14 protein-coding genes are annotated in these 18,707 nt (G+C 60.2%); 11 read left to right on the forward strand and 3 right to left on the reverse strand.

Annotated features, from left to right (window positions below):
* Positions 1 to 154 precede the first annotated feature (154 nt).
* On the forward strand, positions 155 to 2,602 hold the full coding sequence (locus tag CKW16_RS05200) for a penicillin-binding protein 1A (RefSeq protein ID WP_371918012.1): 2,448 nt from the start codon (positions 155 to 157) through the stop codon (positions 2,600 to 2,602).
* Between the two features lie 236 nt (positions 2,603 to 2,838).
* Here the strand turns inward: CKW16_RS05200 and CKW16_RS05205 are convergent, their stop codons facing one another.
* The 3 genes from CKW16_RS05205 to rpmE form a co-directional block, all read right to left on the reverse strand.
* On the reverse strand, positions 2,839 to 4,107 hold the full coding sequence (locus CKW16_RS05205) for a malic enzyme-like NAD(P)-binding protein (protein WP_046052135.1): 1,269 nt from the start codon (positions 4,105 to 4,107) through the stop codon (positions 2,839 to 2,841).
* A gap of 183 nt (positions 4,108 to 4,290) precedes the next feature.
* On the reverse strand, positions 4,291 to 5,091 hold the full coding sequence (locus CKW16_RS05210) for a thermonuclease family protein (protein WP_095127502.1): 801 nt from the start codon (positions 5,089 to 5,091) through the stop codon (positions 4,291 to 4,293).
* 14 nt (positions 5,092 to 5,105) lie between these two features.
* Positions 5,106 to 5,336, reverse strand: coding sequence for a 50S ribosomal protein L31 (rpmE, locus tag CKW16_RS05215; RefSeq protein WP_008080648.1), 231 nt, complete (start codon positions 5,334 to 5,336; stop codon positions 5,106 to 5,108).
* 290 nt (positions 5,337 to 5,626) lie between these two features.
* On the opposite strand from rpmE, the gene CKW16_RS05220 reads away from it, so the two are divergent.
* From CKW16_RS05220 to CKW16_RS05265, 10 genes are all read left to right on the forward strand, one after another.
* Positions 5,627 to 7,846, forward strand: a complete 2,220-nt coding sequence (locus tag CKW16_RS05220) for a primosomal protein N' (protein ID WP_095127503.1) — start codon at positions 5,627 to 5,629, stop codon at positions 7,844 to 7,846.
* Positions 7,847 to 8,072: 226 nt separating this feature from the next.
* On the forward strand, positions 8,073 to 9,809 hold the full coding sequence (gene argS / locus CKW16_RS05225) for an arginine--tRNA ligase (protein ID WP_095127504.1): 1,737 nt from the start codon (positions 8,073 to 8,075) through the stop codon (positions 9,807 to 9,809).
* Between the two features lies 1 nt (position 9,810).
* Positions 9,811 to 10,518: an SPOR domain-containing protein gene (locus tag CKW16_RS05230; RefSeq protein ID WP_095127505.1), complete on the forward strand. Its 708-nt coding sequence runs from the start codon at positions 9,811 to 9,813 to the stop codon at positions 10,516 to 10,518.
* Between the two features lie 231 nt (positions 10,519 to 10,749).
* Positions 10,750 to 11,280, forward strand: a complete 531-nt coding sequence (gene hslV / locus CKW16_RS05235) for an ATP-dependent protease subunit HslV (RefSeq protein ID WP_007899242.1) — start codon at positions 10,750 to 10,752, stop codon at positions 11,278 to 11,280.
* A gap of 55 nt (positions 11,281 to 11,335) precedes the next feature.
* Positions 11,336 to 12,676 (forward strand): ATP-dependent protease ATPase subunit HslU, encoded by a 1,341-nt coding sequence (gene hslU / locus CKW16_RS05240; RefSeq protein WP_095127506.1) that lies wholly within the window; start codon positions 11,336 to 11,338, stop codon positions 12,674 to 12,676.
* A 119-nt stretch (positions 12,677 to 12,795) separates the two neighbouring features.
* On the forward strand, positions 12,796 to 13,173 hold the full coding sequence (locus CKW16_RS05245; protein WP_008149540.1) for a gamma-butyrobetaine hydroxylase-like domain-containing protein: 378 nt from the start codon (positions 12,796 to 12,798) through the stop codon (positions 13,171 to 13,173).
* Positions 13,174 to 13,430: 257 nt separating this feature from the next.
* Positions 13,431 to 15,110 carry a class II poly(R)-hydroxyalkanoic acid synthase gene (gene phaC / locus CKW16_RS05250; RefSeq protein WP_095127507.1) on the forward strand — a complete coding sequence of 560 codons (1,680 nt, stop codon included), beginning with the start codon at positions 13,431 to 13,433 and terminating at the stop codon, positions 15,108 to 15,110.
* A gap of 156 nt (positions 15,111 to 15,266) precedes the next feature.
* Positions 15,267 to 16,121, forward strand: a complete 855-nt coding sequence (gene phaZ / locus CKW16_RS05255; RefSeq protein WP_095127508.1) for a poly(3-hydroxyalkanoate) depolymerase — start codon at positions 15,267 to 15,269, stop codon at positions 16,119 to 16,121.
* A 114-nt stretch (positions 16,122 to 16,235) separates the two neighbouring features.
* A complete protein-coding gene (phaC, locus tag CKW16_RS05260; RefSeq protein ID WP_095127509.1) occupies positions 16,236 to 17,918 on the forward strand; it encodes a class II poly(R)-hydroxyalkanoic acid synthase in 1,683 nt (560 codons plus the stop codon).
* Between the two features lie 59 nt (positions 17,919 to 17,977).
* Positions 17,978 to 18,598 carry a TetR/AcrR family transcriptional regulator gene (locus CKW16_RS05265; protein WP_095127510.1) on the forward strand — a complete coding sequence of 207 codons (621 nt, stop codon included), beginning with the start codon at positions 17,978 to 17,980 and terminating at the stop codon, positions 18,596 to 18,598.
* Positions 18,599 to 18,707: the final 109 nt, after the last annotated feature.

Below are 18,707 nucleotides of genomic sequence, written 5' to 3' on the forward strand. Positions count from 1 at the left end.
CGTCTTGACAGCAGCGCAAATGACGCCCTCGACGGAAAAATGCTTATAATGCCCAGCGTTTTTTTCCGGTTTTTACTTCAAGCGCGGGTCGTTCCCTGTTTATCTGAACCCTGATGCCAAATTCATTCTTTGCCCTGGATGTCCAAAAGCCTTGATTCGTCTGCTGAAATTTTTCGGTTGGTCCATCGTCGCCGTTTTCTGCGGACTGCTCCTCGGTCTTAGCGGCGCCTTTCTCTACCTTAGTCCGGGTTTACCATCCGTGGAGGCGCTGAGAAGCATCCAGTTGCAGATTCCTTTGCGGGTCTACAGCAGCGACAACAAACTGATCGCAGAATTTGGCGAAATGCGCCGCACACCGATCCGGTTCGCCGACATTCCCCCCAATTTCATTAATGCGTTACTAAGTGCTGAAGACGACAACTTCGCCAATCACTACGGTGTCGACCCCAGCAGCCTGATGCGCGCGGCCACCCAGTTGATAAAAAGCGGACACATTCAGTCCGGCGGCAGCACCATCACCATGCAGGTGGCGAAGAACTTCTTCCTGACCAGCGAACGCAGCTTCTCGCGCAAAACCACCGAAATTCTCCTGGCCCTGCAGATTGAACGGCAGCTGACCAAGGACGAGATTCTTGAGCTGTACGTCAACAAGATCTATCTGGGCAACCGCGCCTACGGCATCGAAGCCGCTGCACAGGTTTACTACGGCAAGTCGATTCGTGACGTCAGCCTCGCGCAGATGGCGATGATCGCCGGCCTGCCAAAAGCCCCCTCGCGCTTTAACCCGCTGGCCAACCCGGCGCGCAGCAAGGAACGTCGCGACTGGATCCTTGGGCGCATGTACAAGCTCGGCAAAATCACCGAAGCCGACTACACCACCGCGATCAACGAGCCGCTGAACGCCAGTTATCACGTGCCGACCCCGGAAGTGAACGCACCGTACATCGCTGAAATGGCCCGCGCCGAAATGGTCGGCCGTTATGGCAGCGACGCCTATACCGAGGGTTTCCGCGTCACCACCACGGTGCCGAGCAACCTGCAGGAAATGGCCAACACCGCAGTTCACGAAGGTTTGATGACCTACGACCAGCGTCATGGTTATCGCGGCCCGGAGTCGCGCCTGCCGGGTAAAACCCGAGAGGCCTGGACTCAGGAGTTGACCAAACAGCGAATCATCAGCGGCCTGGAACCGGCGATCGTGACCCTGGTCGACAAGAACGGCGTGCAGGTGTTGACCCGCACTGGTACCGGCGAAGAGCACGTCACCTGGGACACCATGAAGTGGGCTCGTCCGTTCCTGAACACCAACAGCATGGGCCCCAATCCGAAACAGCCTTCGGACGTCGCCCAGGTCGGCGACCTGATTCGTGTGCAGCGCCAACCGGACAACTCGCTGAAATTCAGCCAGATCCCGCAGGCTCAGGGCGCGCTGGTTTCCCTCGATCCGCAGAACGGTGCCATTCGCTCCCTCGTCGGCGGCTTCGCCTTTGAACAGAGCAACTACAACCGCGCCATGCAGGCCAAGCGCCAGCCGGGTTCGAGCTTCAAGCCGTTCGTCTACAGTGCGGCGCTGGATAACGGCTACACCGCCTCCAGCCTGGTGAACGACGCACCGATCGTGTTTGTCGACGAATACCTGGACAAGGTCTGGCGCCCGAAGAACGACACCAACACCTTCCTTGGCCCGATCCGCTTGCGTGAAGGCCTGTACAAGTCGCGTAACCTGGTTTCGATCCGGTTGGTGCAAGCCATGGGCGTTGGCAGGACCATCGATTACATCACGCGCTTTGGCTTCAACAAGCAGGACCTGCCGCCCAACTTGTCCCTGGCCCTGGGCACCGCGACGCTGACGCCAATGGAAATCGCTACCGGCTGGAGCACTTTCGCCAACGGCGGCTACAAGATCACCCCCTACATCATCGACAAGATCGAAAGCCGCAATGGCGACACGCTGTTCGTCGCCAACCCGCCGAGTGTCCCGAAAGGCAACGTCGTCACCGACGGCATCGCCGCCCCTGTCGCGGCTAACGCCTTCACCGTCAACGCAACCCCGGGCGAAGCCTTGACCGCCCAGCCAGCGCCACAAACGCCGGCCGTGGCCGAGCGCATCGTCGATGGTCGCACCACGTTCATCCTCAACAGCATGCTCGAGGACGTGATCAAACTCGGCACCGGCCGCCGCGCCCTGGCCTTGGGCCGAAGCGACATTGCGGGCAAGACCGGTACTACCAACGAGTCCAAGGACGCCTGGTTCTCTGGGTACAACGCCGATTATGTGACCACTGTCTGGACCGGTTTCGACCAGCCTGAAAGCCTGGGCCGCAAGGAATTCGGCGGCACCGTCGCCCTGCCGATCTGGATGAACTACATGGGCGCCGCACTCAAAGGCCTGCCGCCTCATACGCAGGCAGAGCCGGAAGGCATCCTCAGTCTGCGAGTCGACCCGATCAGCGGCCGTGCAGCCACCCCAGGCACGCCAGGCGCCTACTTCGAGCTGTTCAAGGCCGAAGACACGCCACCGTCGGGGAACGAGCTGGGCAACGGCACTGCGCCGGGCAGCCCACTGCCTGCGGATGAAGCGGCACCGATCGATTTGTTCTGATCGCCTGAAGCGGCAAAAAGCCCCGCCTTCGAAAGAAGAGCGGGGCTTTTTTTGGCCAATCGATCGTTCCCACGCGCAGCAAAGGAATGCCTCAAGGGACGCTCCGCGTTCCAGCTCTGGAAAGGGACGCGGAGCGTCCCGGGCTGCATTCCCACGCGGAGCGTGGGAACGATCACAGGCAAAAAAAAGCCCCGACTCGTTAGAGCCGGGGCTTTGTGTTGAAGCGCTACAACGACTTAGCCGTTGAACACGTCATCCACGCTTTTCAGCGGATAGTTCTTCGGATACGGCAGGGTCGCTACGCCGGTCTCGATCGCAGCCTTGGCCACGGCATCGGAGATCACGGTGATCAGACGGGCATCCATTGGTTTCGGAATGATGTACTCACGGCCGAATTCCAGTTTGATGCCGCCGTAGGCGTCGCACACTTCCTGAGGAACCGGCAGTTTGGCCAGTTCACGCAGGGCGTTGGCCGCAGCCACTTTCATTTCTTCGTTGATGCGCTTGGCGCGAACGTCCAGGGCACCGCGGAAGATGAACGGGAAGCCCAGCACGTTGTTGACCTGGTTCGGGTAGTCCGAACGGCCGGTCGCCATGATCACGTCGTCACGGGTGGCGTGAGCCAGTTCCGGGGAGATTTCCGGGTCCGGGTTGGAGCACGCGAACACGATCGGGTTGGCCGCCATGGATTTCAGGCCTTCAGCGCTCAGCAGGTTCGGACCGGACAGGCCAACGAACACGTCCGCGCCTTTCAGGGCGTCGGCCAGCGTGCGTTTTTCAGTCGCGTGAGCGAAAACAGCCTTGTACTGGTTCAGGTCGTCACGGCCGGAGTGAATCACGCCGGTACGGTCAACCATGAAGATGTTTTCGATGTTGGCACCCATGCTCACCAGCAATTTCATGCAGGAGATGGCAGCAGCACCGGCGCCCAGGCAGACGATCTTGGCGTCAGCGAGGGTTTTGCCAGCGATTTCCAGGGCGTTGATCATGCCGGCCGCGGTAACGATCGCGGTGCCGTGCTGGTCATCGTGGAATACCGGAATGTCGCACTGCTCGATCAGAGCACGTTCGATCTCAAAGCACTCAGGCGCCTTGATGTCTTCCAGGTTGATGCCACCGAAGGTGATGGAGATACGCTTGACGGTGTCGATGAAGGCTTGCGGGCTTTCGGAGTCGACTTCGATGTCGAAAACGTCGATGCCGGCGAAGCGCTTGAACAGTACGCCTTTACCTTCCATTACTGGCTTGGAAGCCAATGGGCCGAGGTTACCCAGGCCGAGAATTGCGGTGCCATCGGAAATGACTGCAACCAGATTGCCCTTGCCGGTGTACTTGTAGGCGAGTTCAGGGTCGCGGGCGATTTCGCGGACTGGTTCGGCTACACCGGGGCTGTAAGCCAGCGACAGGTCGCGGGCGGTAGCGGTGGCTTTGGTGAGCTCGACGCTCAGCTTCCCTGGACGAGGATGGGCATGATATTCGAGAGCGGCAGTTTTCAAATCAGACATATGGGCATTCCGCTTTTTACTGTGGGACAGACGGACCGCCGAGGATACTCGTGTCGCAAAGTCCCTACAAGACTGACCGGTCACCCCTGTCAAGCGCCCGGCCCTACGACTTTGGGCCAAGAGCCACGGAACACAAGGGATAGACTGTTCACAATTACAATAAAAAATGTCTACAATTTTTTATCACTGCGCCATCTGCAGCATCGCCGGGTCGGTCAATGGCAGAAGCCAGCGCGCCTGCCCTTCTTTCAGTCCGCCGCGCCGCGAACGGTCCAGCACCCAGCCACGAGCCTCGATCTGCCTGCCCTTCAGCCGCTCGAGATTCGCCACATCGAACTGCCCCAGCAAATTGGGTGCAACGCGCAATACAACCGAATCCTGCAACTCGATCCAAACCCCGCCGCGATTGCGCTGAACCTTGCTCACACGACCGCTGAGCACAGCGAAACCGGAAGTGTTGATCTGCTCCGCTTTCAGCACAGGGGATTGGCGCCACAAGCCGAGCCCGGCCTGACGGGCGCTGTGTTCCGCCGCTTGCTGGCAGTCGACCAGATCGACATTCGGCGCGACCGCTACCTGGAAACCGAGTCCTTCAGCGAGCATCTGCGCTTCAAGGTTGGCGCCGTCGGCGCTGTAGACATGGGCCAAGGTGCGGCCGTAATGGTCTTGGCTTTCTTTACCGGGCAATAAACCGACCCGTCCGTCGCTGGCGTTCACCAGTGCTTCCAGGCGCTGGCGTGCCGCCACCGCGAATGGCTCGTCGGAGCGACCTTTCTTGCCCAGCTCCGGCGTATTCAAACCGATCATGCGCACACTGCGGCCATCGCTCAGGCGCAGCGTGTCACCATCCACCACCCGTTGCACCACAACGGATGTCAGCCCGCTCGGCGCCGGGCAGAAGGCCTGGGCACCGGAAAGCCAAATCGCAGACACAAAAAAGGCGCCCGCAAGGGACGCCTTTTTCATCAGCAAGGTAAAGCCCATGGGGCTTTGCAACCTTACTCTGCAGCAGCAGGAGCTTTCTTGCCGAAAGCACCGAAGCGGTCTGCGAAGCGCTGTACACGGCCGCCAGTATCCAGAGTCTTCTGCTTACCGGTGTAGAACGGGTGGCACTCGTTGCATACGTCAGTACCCAGTGGCTTGCACAGGTTCGAACGAGTTTCGAACTTGTTGCCGCAGCTGCAAGTTACTTCGATGGTTTCGTACGCTGGATGGATATCGGCTTTCATGGTGTATTCCTCAGGCTAGTGTGCCGCCACTCAACACTATTGTTGAATACCGCACATAATTAGGCCGCGGATTCTACCAGACCTTTGCGATCACGCAAGCTGTCCCTTACACCGACCGTCTGCTAGGCTCCCGGCCGAATACGCGCCCTTTGTGGGAGCGGGCTTGCTCGCGAATACGGTGTGTCAGGCAACGATGATGTGTCTGACCAACAGCATTCGCGAGCAAGCCCGCTCCCACATTTAATATGCGTCTGACTTCTTTTACTGCCCGTTTATCGAGATCCCCCCGCGTGCCCGACGCCATTTTGCGCCTCGCCCTGCCTTCGCCCCTGCGCCGTCTATTCGATTACCGTGCCCCGGCCGGGGTCCTGCGTGCCCAGTTGCAGCCGGGCATGCGCCTGCGGGTGCCGTTCGGCCGACGGGAGATGATCGGGATTCTGGTGGAGGTCACCGACACCAGCGAAGTGCCAGTAGAAAAGCTCAAGCCGGCCTTGGCCCTGCTCGATGCCTCGCCACCGCTGCCACCCGCGCTGTTCAAACTGTGCCTGTGGACCTCCCAGTATTACCAGCACAGCCTCGGCGACACGTTGAGCTGGGCGCTGCCGGTACTGTTGCGACAAGGCGAACTGGCCGAAGCACGGCAGGAACGCTTCTGGTCCGCCGTGCCCGGCGCCAGCCTTGATGACCCGCGCATCGCTCGCGCCCCGCGTCAACGGGAGGCCCTGGCGACCCTGGCCCAGCACCCCCACGGCGTCGCCCATCAGTTGTTGAGCAAACTGATGCTGAGCAAGGACAGCCTGGATTTGCTGCTGGCCAAAGATCTGGTGCAAGTCGAAATCCGCAAGCACGCCCCCGACGCCCGCCACGAACACTGGCTGGCGCAGCCGGAATTGCCACTCAACCCTGAGCAACGCGCCGCTTATGAAGCGATTCGCGCCGGGTTCGACAGTTATCACGCGTTTCTGCTAGCCGGCGTCACCGGCAGCGGCAAGACCGAAGTCTATTTGCAACTGATCCGCGAAACCCTTGAGGCCGGCAAGCAGGCGCTGGTACTGATCCCGGAGATCAACCTCGGCCCGCAGACCCTGGCGCGTTTCGAGCAGCGCTTCAATGCACGCATCGCGCTGATCCACTCGGCGGTCAACGATCGCGAGCGCCTCGAAGCCTGGCTCGCCGCCCGCGACGGTGACGCCGACATTATTATCGGCACCCGCTCGGCGCTGTTCACGCCGATGAAGAACCCCGGCCTGATCATCATCGATGAAGAGCACGACGGTTCCTATAAACAGCAGGAAGGCTTGCGCTATCACGCCCGAGATCTGGCGTTGGTTCGCGCACGCCAGGAAAACATCCCGATAGTCCTCGGCTCCGCCACGCCTTCGCTGGAAAGCCTGCACAACGCCTACACAGGCCGATACGGGCTCTTACGCCTGAATGAGCGCGCCGGCGGTGCCAAACAGCCGCGCTTCCTGCGCCTGGACGTGAAAAGTCGTCCGCTGGACAGCGGCATTTCCGGGCCGATGCAGCAGGCCATCGGTCAGACGCTGGCCGCTGGCCAACAAGTTTTGGTGTTCCTCAATCGCCGCGGTTTTGCGCCGACCTTGCTGTGTCACGACTGCGGCTGGATGTCCGAGTGCCAGCGCTGCGATGCGCGCATGACCGTGCACCAGCGCTCCGGCGAACTGCGTTGTCACCATTGCGGCTACGTCGAACGCGTCCCTCGGCATTGCCCGAAATGCGGCAAAGTCGATTTGCGACCTGTCGGCGCCGGCACCGAGCGCGCCGAGGAACGACTGGGGATTCTTTTCCCGGACGTCCCGGTGCTGCGGGTCGACCGCGATAGCACTTCGCGAAAAGACGCGATGAATCAGCTGTTCGCGACCATCCAGAAGGGCCAACCGTGCATTCTGGTTGGCACGCAAATGCTTGCCAAAGGGCACCATTTCCCACGGGTGACGCTGGTGTCGATTCTCGATGCCGACGGCGGGCTGTTTTCCGGCGACTTCCGCGCCAGCGAGCGCATGGCGCAGTTGATCGTCCAGGTTGCCGGGCGCGCGGGCCGGGCTGAAGAGCCGGGCAAAGTGATCATCCAGACACATTTGGCCGACCATCCGCTGCTGGTGCAATTGACTGAACAGGGCTATTTCGCCTTTGCCGAACAGGCGTTGAGCGAACGTCGCTCGGCAGGCCTACCGCCGTTTGCGCACTTGGCGCTGCTGCGGGCCGAAGCGCACAAACCGGGACAAGCTGAAGGTTTTCTTGATGAGGCGTGCAGCGAGGCCGAGCGTTTGCTGGCCGAACAGAACCTGACCGGGATTGAACTGCTAGGGCCGGTGCCTGCGCCGATGGAACGCCGAGCCGGGCGTTATCGTGCACAGTTGTTGCTGCAAGCGACGGCTCGCGCGCCGCTGCATCGGTTGTTGAGCAGTTGGTTGCTGGTGTTGGAGCAGATGCCGAGTGGGCGGGCGGTACGCTGGTCGCTGGATGTCGATCCCGTGGATTTGTATTGATGGGTAGATCGCTATCATCTGTAGGAGCATGGCTTGCCCGCGATAGCGCCCTTAAGATCGCCATCGCGGGCAAGCCATGCTCCTACACGCGATGGCGGCGGATTTGTCACCACATATCCATAACCTGCCCGCTATAGTTGGCAAGCCCGTCTTCGCAACGGATAATGCCCAGTTTTTCCACTAGCGCATCCAGGCGCCGCCGCGCTTGCGGTCGAAAGAGAACACCATGAAAGACACCATTCGCCAGCTGATCCAACAAGCCATCACCCAACTCGTCAACGAAGGTGTGTTGCCTGAAGGCCTGTCGCCGGCGATCCAGGTGGAAAATTCCCGTGACAAGACTCACGGCGATTTCGCCAGCAACATCGCGATGATGCTGGCCAAACCGGCCGGTATGAAGCCGCGTGACCTGGCAGAGAAAATCATCGCCGCGCTGCCGGCTGACGAAAACGTCACCAAGACCGAAATCGCCGGCCCTGGTTTCCTGAACTTCTTCCAGAACACCCAGGCCCTGGCCTCTCGCCTGGACGCCGCCCTGGCCGACGCCCATATCGGCGTACGCAAGGCCGGCCCGATGCAGCGCACCGTGGTTGATCTGTCGGCACCGAACCTGGCCAAAGAGATGCACGTCGGCCACTTGCGCTCGACCATCATCGGCGACGGCGTGGCCCGGGTGCTGGAATTCCTCGGCGACGAAGTGATCCGTCAGAACCACGTCGGCGACTGGGGCACCCAGTTCGGCATGCTGATGGCCTACCTTCAGGAAAACCCGATCACCAGCGACGAGCTGGCGGACCTGGAAAACTTTTACCGTGCGGCCAAGCAACGCTTCGACGAATCCGAAGAGTTCGCTGACCGCGCCCGTGGCCTGGTGGTCAAGCTGCAAGCCGGCGACCCGGACTGCCTGGCGCTGTGGACCAAGTTCAAAGACATCTCGCTGTCGCACTGCCAGAAAATCTACGAACTGCTGAACGTCAAACTGACCATGGCCGACGTGATGGGCGAAAGCGCCTACAACGACGACCTGATCAACGTAGTCAACGACCTCAAGGCCGCAGGCCTGCTGGTCGAGAGCAACGGCGCCCAGTGCGTGTTCCTCGACGAATTCAAAAACGCCGATGGCGACCCGCTGCCAGTGATCATCGTCAAGGCTGACGGCGGTTACCTCTACGCCACCACCGACCTGGCGGCCGTGCGTTACCGCAGCGGCAAGTTGAAGGCTGATCGCGCACTGTACTTCGTCGACCAGCGTCAGGCCTTGCACTTCCAGCAGGTGTTCCAGGTCGCGCGCCTGGCCGGCTTCGTGACGCACCCGATGGACATGGAACACATGGGCTTCGGCACCATGAACGGCGCCGATGGCCGTCCATTCAAGACCCGTGACGGCGGCACCGTGAAGTTGATCGACCTGCTGACCGAAGCCCAGGAACGTGCCTACAACCTGGTGAAGGAAAAGAACCCTACACTTGCCGAAGACGAACTGCGCAACATCGCCAAGGTCGTGGGCATTGGCGCGGTGAAATACGCCGACCTGTCCAAGCATCGCACCAGCGACTACAGCTTCAACTTCGACCTGATGCTGAACTTCGAAGGCAACACCGCGCCGTATCTGCTGTACGCCTACACACGCGTGGCCGGCGTGTTCCGCAAACTCGGCAAGGACTTCAGCGAAGTCGAAGGCCAGATCGTCCTCGAAGCGGCGCACGAACACGAATTGGCGGCGAAGCTCGCGCAGTTCGGCGAAGTGCTGAACAACGTTTCCGACAAAGGCACGCCGCACATCCTGTGCACCTACCTGTACGATGTTGCCGGCCTGTTCTCCAGCTTCTACGAGAACTGCCCGATCCTCAGCGCCGACACCCCAGCGCAAATGCAGAGCCGTCTGCGCCTCGCTGCGCTGACCGGCCGCACTCTCAAGCAAGGCCTGGAACTGTTGGGTCTGGAAACTCTGGAGCGTATGTAAGTTGGCTGCCAAGAAAAAACCTGCACCCAAGCGTGGCGCCAGCCGTTACCAAGCTCCTGCAAAGCAACCGATCCCGGGTTGGCTGTGGATGGCCATCGGCCTGACGGTCGGCGCGTTTCTTGTGTTCCTGATGAAGCTGGAACCGGGCAAGGGCAGCGAGAGCGTCAAGCGCGAGAAGATCGAGCAGCAGAAAGCCACGAAGATCGCCGAGGCCAACAAGACCCCGCCGAGCCCGACGCAACCGGTGAAGCCGAAGTACGACTTCTACACCTTGCTGCCGGAATCGGAAGTCATCGTGCCGCCGGATGCCGTGCCGGAGAAAACCCTGCCGACGCCACAAGTGCCGGCCATTCCGACGACACCGGTCACACCAGAGCAAGCAGCGAAGATCGATACCGCGCGCGCTCAAGCGGCACTGGCGGGGATTACTCCGCCGCCAGCACCGCCTGTAACCAAAGCGGCGCCAGTGACCAAGTTCTTCCTGCAGGCCGGTTCGTTCCGCAAGGAGGCTGACGCAGACAAGGTTCGGGCGCAGATCATCTTGCTCGGTCAGGCTGTGGCGGTTGAATCCGGCACAGTGAAGGACGAAACCTGGTATCGGGTGTTGGTCGGACCGTTCAGCAACCGCGAACAACTGACTACCGCCCAGAAACAATTGGCCGGCAGCGGGTTCAGCAACCTGTTGTTACAACAACGCCAAAGCCGCTGACCCACCACTGATCGTTCCCACGCTCTGCGTGGGAATGCCTCAAGGGACGCTCCGCGTTCCAGCTTTAGAAAGGGACGCGGAGCGTCCCGGGCTGCATTCCCACGCAGAGCGTGGGAACGATCAATACGCGCACCGCTCGTCCCCTCTCCCTCTCCGCAGTTGAAATACGCTCCACCACCCCCATATGAGTTGGCATAAGGCATTTTCGCCCCGCTGCGTGGAGACTCTCCCTTGACCACCATCGTTTCAGTTCGCCGCCACGGCAAAGTCGTCATGGGCGGCGACGGCCAGGTTTCTCTCGGCAATACCGTGATGAAAGGCAACGCGAAGAAAGTTCGCCGCCTGTACCACGGCCAGGTGATCGCCGGCTTTGCCGGGGCCACCGCTGACGCCTTCACCCTATTCGAGCGTTTCGAAGGTCAGCTTGAGAAACATCAAGGCCACCTGGTTCGCGCCGCTGTCGAACTCGCCAAAGAATGGCGCACTGACCGCTCCCTCAGCCGCCTCGAGGCCATGCTCGCGGTCGCGAACAAAGACGCCTCTCTGATCATCACCGGCAACGGCGACGTGGTCGAACCTGAAGAAGGTCTGATCGCCATGGGCTCCGGTGGCGGTTACGCCCAGGCCGCCGCCAGCGCGCTGCTGAAGAAAACCGATCTGTCGGCCCGGGAAATCGTCGAAACCGCCCTCGGCATCGCCGGCGACATCTGCGTATTCACCAACCACACCTTCACCATTGAGGAGCAGGACCTCGCTGAGTAAGCCTGTTTTGGCCACCACGCCACGGCTCACTTTTACCTGAGGACCGCCAATTACTATGTCCATGACTCCCCGTGAAATCGTCCACGAACTCAATCGCCATATCATCGGCCAGGACGATGCCAAGCGCGCCGTCGCCATCGCGCTGCGTAACCGCTGGCGCCGGATGCAGTTGCCAGAAGAGCTGCGCGTTGAAGTCACACCGAAAAACATCCTGATGATCGGTCCGACCGGTGTCGGTAAAACCGAGATTGCTCGTCGCCTGGCGAAACTGGCCAACGCACCGTTCATCAAAGTCGAAGCAACCAAGTTCACCGAAGTCGGCTATGTCGGCCGCGACGTTGAATCGATCATTCGTGACCTGGCCGACGCGGCAATCAAGCTGCTGCGCGAACAGGAAATGACCAAGGTTCGCCACCGCGCCGAAGACGCCGCCGAAGAACGCATCCTCGACGCCCTGCTGCCACCGGCACGCATGGGCTTCAGCAACGACGACGCCGCACCATCGGCCGACTCCAACACCCGTCAGCTGTTCCGCAAGCGCCTGCGCGAAGGTCAGCTGGATGACAAAGAGATCGAAATCGAAGTCGCCGAAATGGCCGGTGTCGATATCTCCGCGCCACCGGGCATGGAAGAGATGACCAACCAGTTGCAGAGCCTGTTCGCCAACATGGGCAAGGGCAAACGCAAGAGCCGCAAGATCAAGGTCAAGGAAGCGCTGAAACTGGTGCGTGACGAAGAAGCGGGTCGCCTGGTCAACGAAGAAGAGTTGAAGGCCAAGGCGCTGGAAGCCGTCGAGCAGCACGGCATCGTGTTCATCGACGAAATCGACAAGGTCGCCAAGCGCGGCAACTCCGGTGGCATCGACGTCTCCCGTGAGGGCGTACAGCGCGACCTGCTGCCGCTGATCGAAGGCTGCACCGTCAACACCAAACTGGGCATGGTCAAGACCGACCACATCCTGTTCATCGCGTCCGGTGCGTTCCACCTGAGCAAGCCGAGCGATCTGGTGCCCGAGCTGCAAGGTCGCCTGCCGATTCGTGTCGAACTGAAGGCGCTGACGCCTGAAGATTTCGAACGCATTCTCAGCGAGCCGCACGCGTCGCTCACCGAGCAGTATTGTGCCCTGCTGAAAACCGAAGGCCTGGTGATCGAGTTCCAGCCGGACGGCATCAAGCGCATTGCCGAGATCGCCTGGCAGGTCAACGAGAAGACCGAGAACATCGGTGCCCGTCGCCTGCACACGCTGCTTGAGCGCCTGCTTGAAGAGGTGTCGTTCAGCGCCGGTGATCTGGCCAGCGCCCACGACGAAAAGGCGATCCTGATCGACGCCGATTACGTCAACAGCCACTTGGGCGAATTGGCGCAGAACGAAGACCTGTCCCGTTATATCCTGTAAGCCAAGCGACCCTCTGTAGGAGCACAGCTTGCTGGCGATGGCGCACTTGAGATCGCCATCGCCGGCAAGCCGTGCTCCTACAGGAGTCAGACCATGCGCTTACAGACGGACTCCAGGTCATGACCCAACTCCCCACCGACATCAAACTGCACAAAGCCTCGAAAACCCTGTCGCTGAAATACGCGTCCGGCGAGGAGCATCACCTGCCCGCCGAGTTCCTGCGCGTGCACTCTCCTTCCGCCGAGGTCCAGGGCCACGGCAAACCTATCCTGCAATTTGGCAAGATCGGCGTAGGCCTGACCAAGGTCGAACCGGCCGGTCAGTACGCACTGAAATTGACCTTCGACGACGGCCACGACAGCGGCCTGTTCACCTGGGAATATCTGTACCAGCTGGGCGTGCGCCAAGAGGATCTCTGGAACGATTATCTTGCCGAACTCAAAGCCGCCGGAAAGACCCGCGATCCGAACGAATCCATCGTCAAGCTGATGCTCTAGCTCAGGCCTTTCGCTCATTAGAAGGCATTTTCTAATTCCATCTGTTTGAATGCTCCGCTTCCGGGCCGACGATTGGCCTGCTTGCGAAAAAAATTAAACTCGGGTAACCAATGGAGCTGGCAAGGTCCCTGCAGTGCTCTCTGAACTAAAAAGCAGCGATGCAGAATTAACGGTCACCCGAGTAGTAGTACCTGGCATTGGCTGTGGACTGCACAGCTGGACCCAGGTACTCGTCTCAGGACAATGGAGCGTCGTAGATGAGTAACAAGAATAACGATGACCTGAAAATTCAGGCCTCGGAAAATACCTTGGGGCTGAATCCGGTCGTTGGACTGCGTAGAAAAGATCTGTTGGGCTCTGCCCGAATGGTGCTGACCCAGGCCATCAAACAACCGATTCACAGTGCAAAGCATGTCGCTCATTTCGGTATCGAACTGAAGAACGTGCTGTTCGGCAAATCCGAGCTGCAACCGACAAGCGATGACCGTCGTTTCGCCGATCCGGCCTGGAGCCAGAACCCGCTCTACAAACGTTATTTGCAAACTTACCTGGCGTGGCGCAAGGAGCTCCACGACTGGATCGGCGAAAGCAACCTCTCGCCCAAGGACGTCGCACGCGGGCATTTCGTGATCAACCTCATGACCGAAGCCATGGCTCCGACCAACAGTGCGGCCAACCCGGCGGCGGTCAAACGCTTCTTCGAAACCGGTGGCAAAAGCCTGCTCGACGGCCTCTCCCATCTGGCCAAGGATCTGGTGCACAACGGCGGCATGCCGAGCCAGGTCAACATGGGTGCGTTCGAGGTCGGCAAGAGCCTGGGCGTCACCGAAGGCGCGGTGGTGTTTCGCAATGATGTGCTGGAGCTGATCCAGTACCGGCCGACCACCGAGCAGGTGCACGAGCGCCCGCTGCTGGTGGTGCCACCGCAGATCAACAAGTTCTATGTTTTCGACCTGAGCCCGGACAAGAGCCTGGCGCGCTTCTGCCTGCGCAACAACATGCAGACGTTCATCGTCAGCTGGCGCAACCCGACCAAGGAGCAGCGCGAGTGGGGTCTGTCGACCTACATCGAAGCGCTCAAGGAAGCGGTCGACGTGGTCACCGCGATCACCGGCAGCAAAGACATCAACATGCTCGGCGCCTGCTCCGGCGGCATCACCTGCACCGCCCTGCTGGGCCACTACGCCGCGATCGGCGAGAACAAGGTCAACGCCCTGACGCTGCTGGTCAGCGTGCTGGACACTACCCTGGACAGCGACGTGGCACTGTTCGTCGACGAGCAGACCCTCGAATCCGCCAAGCGCCACTCCTATCAGGCCGGCGTACTGGAAGGCCGCGACATGGCGAAAGTTTTCGCCTGGATGCGCCCCAACGACCTGATCTGGAACTACTGGGTCAACAACTACCTGCTGGGCAACGAGCCGCCGGTGTTCGACATCCTGTTCTGGAACAACGACACCACACGGTTGCCCGCAGCGTTCCACGGCGACCTGATCGAGATGTTCAAAACCAACCCACTGATCCGTCCTGACGCACTGGAAGTGTGCGGCACACCGATCAATCTGAAGCAGGTCACTGCCGACATCTTCTCCCTGGCTGGAACCAACGACCACATCACCCCGTGGAAGTCCTGCTACAAGTCGGCGCAACTGTTCGGTGGCAAGGTTGAATTCGTGCTGTCCAGTAGCGGGCATATCCAGAGCATTCTGAACCCGCCGGGCAATCCGAAATCGCGCTACATGACCAGCACCGAGATGCCGCTCAAGGCCGAGGAATGGCAAGAGAACTCCACCAAGCACACCGATTCCTGGTGGCTGCACTGGCAGGCATGGCAAGCCGAGCGTTCGGGCAAGCTGAAGAAGTCTCCGGGCAGTCTGGGCAACAAGGCTCATCCAGCAGGTGAAGCTGCACCAGGCACTTATGTGCATGAGCGATAACTGACACACCTCGCCCTCCTGTGGGAGCGGGCTTGCTCGCGAAAGCGATTGATCATTCAACAGTGATGTCGACTGACCTGACGCATTCGCGAGCAAGCCCGCTCCTACAGGGGATCGGGGGGTGAAATTGAGACAGTGACCCACAGGGCCTGAAGCATGCCGCAACCGTTCATATTTCGTACCGTCGACCTGGATGGCCAGACCCTCCGCACGGCGGTACGCCCCGGCAAGCCTCACTTGACGCCCTTGCTGATTTTCAACGGCATCGGCGCCAACCTGGAGCTGGTGTTTCCGTTTGTCGCGGCGCTGGACCCGGACCTGGAAGTCATCGCCTTCGACGTCCCTGGTGTCGGCGGTTCGTCGACGCCAAGGCGACCGTATCGCTTTCCGGGCCTGGCGAAACTCACGGCACGGATGCTCGACTATCTCGACTACGGGCAAGTCAACGTAATCGGCGTGTCGTGGGGTGGTGCCCTGGCCCAGCAGTTCGCTTACGACTATCCCGAGCGCTGCAAGAAACTCGTTCTGGCGGCCACGGCGGCTGGCACGGTGATGGTGCCGGGCAAGCCGAGAGTCCTGTGGATGATGGCCAGCCCACGACGCTATATCCAGCCGTCTCACGTGATTCGCATTGCGCCGATGATCTATGGCGGTGCGTTCCGTCGCGATCCGACCCTCGCCGCCAGCCATGCCGCCAAGGTCCGCTCGGCAGGCAAACTCGGTTACTACTGGCAGCTGTTCGCCGGCCTCGGCTGGACCAGCATTCATTGGTTGCACAAGATCCACCAGCCAACCCTGGTGCTGGCCGGTGACGACGATCCACTGATCCCGTTGGTCAACATGCGGTTACTGGCCTGGCGGATTCCCAACGCCCAGTTGCACATCATCGATGACGGGCATCTGTTTTTGATCACCCGGGCCGAAGCGGTGGCACCGATCATCATGAAGTTTCTCGAGGAAGAACGTCAGCGTGCCGTGATGCATCCGCATCCGGCGCCATTTGGCGGCTAATCGGCCCATTGTCGGTCGGGAAGACGCAGCGCCGCGCAACAATCCGCAACAGCGTCTATGGTGTTCTGGTTCGGTGTATCTGTATTTGGCCTGAAGACGAAGGAGTGTTCATTCATGCGCGAAAAACCAGCGAGGGAATTTTTGCCCACTCCCGCCGCGTTCATCAACGCACAGAGTGCGATTACCGGCCTGCGTGGTCGGGATCTGTTTTCCACCCTGCGCAGCGTTGCCGCCCATGGTTTGCGCAACCCGGTGCACACCGCCCGACACGCCTTGAAGCTGGGCGGTCAACTGGGCCGCGTACTGCTGGGCGAAACCCTGCACCCGACCAATCCGCATGACAATCGCTTTGCCGACCCGGCGTGGAGCCTCAACCCTTTTTATCGCCGCAGTTTGCAGGCCTACCTGAGCTGGCAGAAAGAGGTCAAACACTGGATCGACGACAGCAACATGACCCCGGACGATCGCGCCCGCGCCCACTTTGCGTTCGCCCTGCTCAACGACGCCATGGCTCCTTCCAACAGCCTGCTTAATCCGCTGGCGATCAAGGAGATTTTCAACTCCGGCGGCAACAGCCTGGTGCGAGGTATCGGCCACCTGGTCGACGACTTCCTGCACAACGACGGTCTGCCCAGACAAGTCACCAAACAAGCTTTCGAGGTCGGCAAAACGGTCGCCACCACTACGGGCTCCGTGGTGTTTCGCAATGAGCTGCTGGAGTTGATCCAGTACAAGCCCATGAGCGAAAAGCAGTATTCCAAACCGCTGCTGGTGGTGCCGCCACAGATCAACAAGTACTACATTTTCGACCTGAGCCCGCACAACAGCTTCGTCCAGTTCGCCCTGAAGAACGGTTTACAGACCTTCATGATCAGTTGGCGCAATCCGGATGTACGTCATCGCGAATGGGGGCTGTCGACGTACGTCGAAGCCGTGGAAGAAGCGATGAATGTGTGCCGGGCGATCACCGGTGCTCGTGAGGTCAACCTGATGGGCGCCTGCGCGGGCGGGCTGACCATTGCCGCACTGCAAGGCCATTTGCAGGCCAAGCGACAACTTCGGCGGGTGTCCAGCGCGACCTATCTCGTGAGCCTGCTCGACAGTCAGATGGACTCGCCTGCGACCCTCTTCGCCGACGAACAGACGCTTGAGGCGGCCAAGCGTCGTTCCTATCAGAAAGGTGTGCTGGACGGTCGCGACATGGCCAAGGTCTTCGCCTGGATGCGCCCCAACGATTTGATCTGGAGCTATTTCGTTAACAACTACCTGTTGGGCAAGGAGCCGCCGGCGTTCGACATCCTTTACTGGAACAACGACAACACACGTTTGCCGGCAGCCTTGCATGGCGACTTGCTGGACTTCTTCAAACACAACCCGATGAGTCATCCGGGTGGTCTGGAAGTGTGCGGTACGCCGATCGACTTGCAGAAAGTCAACGTCGACAGCTTCAGCGTCGCGGGCATCAATGACCACATCACCCCATGGGATGCGGTGTATCGCTCGACCCTGCTGCTGGGTGGCGAGCGACGCTTCGTGTTGTCCAACAGCGGCCATATACAGAGCATTCTCAACCCACCATCAAACCCGAAAGCCAACTTCGTCGAGAGCACGAAGCTGAGCGGTGACCCACGGGCCTGGTATTACGACGCCAAGCAAGTCAACGGCAGTTGGTGGACACAATGGTTGAGCTGGATTCAAGAACGTTCAGGCGCGCAAAAAGAAACCCACATGGCGCTCGGCAACCAGAACTATCCACCGATGGAAGCGGCACCCGGCACTTATGTGCGCGTGCGCTGACTGACAACGAACCACGGCCGGCGCCGGCCGTGGCATGACTTGACCATTAAGAAGACTGGATGAAAACCCGCGACCGGATTCTCGAATGTGCTTTGCAGTTGTTCAATCAGAAGGGCGAGCCGAACGTCTCCACCATGGAAGTGGCCAACGAAATGGGCATCAGCCCGGGCAACCTCTACTACCACTTCCACGGCAAGGAACCGTTGATTCTCGGACTGTTCGAGCGCTTCCAGGCCGAACTGGCGCCCCTGCTCGATCCACCGGCCGATGTGGAACTTGCACCGGAAGATTACTGGCTGTTCCTGCACCTGATCATCGAACGCCTGGCCCATTACCGGTTTCTGTTCCAGGACCTGTCGAACCTCGCCGGGCGCCTGCCGAAACTGGCCAAGGGCATACGCAACCTGCTCAACGCGTTGAAGCGCACGCTGGCTTCGTTGCTCGCACGATTGAAGGCTCAGGGGCAATTGGTCAGCGATACCCAGGCGTTGGGGCAACTGGTGGAACAGATCACCATGACGCTGCTGTTCTCGCTGGATTATCAGCGGATTCTTGATCGGGAGGGCGAGGTGAGATTGGTGGTTTACCAGATCATGATGCTGGTGGCGCCGCATCTGCTGCCGCCGATCAAGGTCGCGACGGAGCAGTTGGCGCTTCAATACCTCGAACAACACGAATAACCCTTGTGGGAGCGGGCTTGCTCGCGAATGCGGAGTGTCATTCAGCATAGATGTCGACTGAAACACCCCATTCGCGAGCAAGCCCGCTCCCACATTGGATCTGCGGCGT

It is taken from the genome of Pseudomonas sp. Irchel s3h14 (genome assembly GCF_900187425.1).
Lineage (GTDB): Bacteria > Pseudomonadota > Gammaproteobacteria > Pseudomonadales > Pseudomonadaceae > Aquipseudomonas.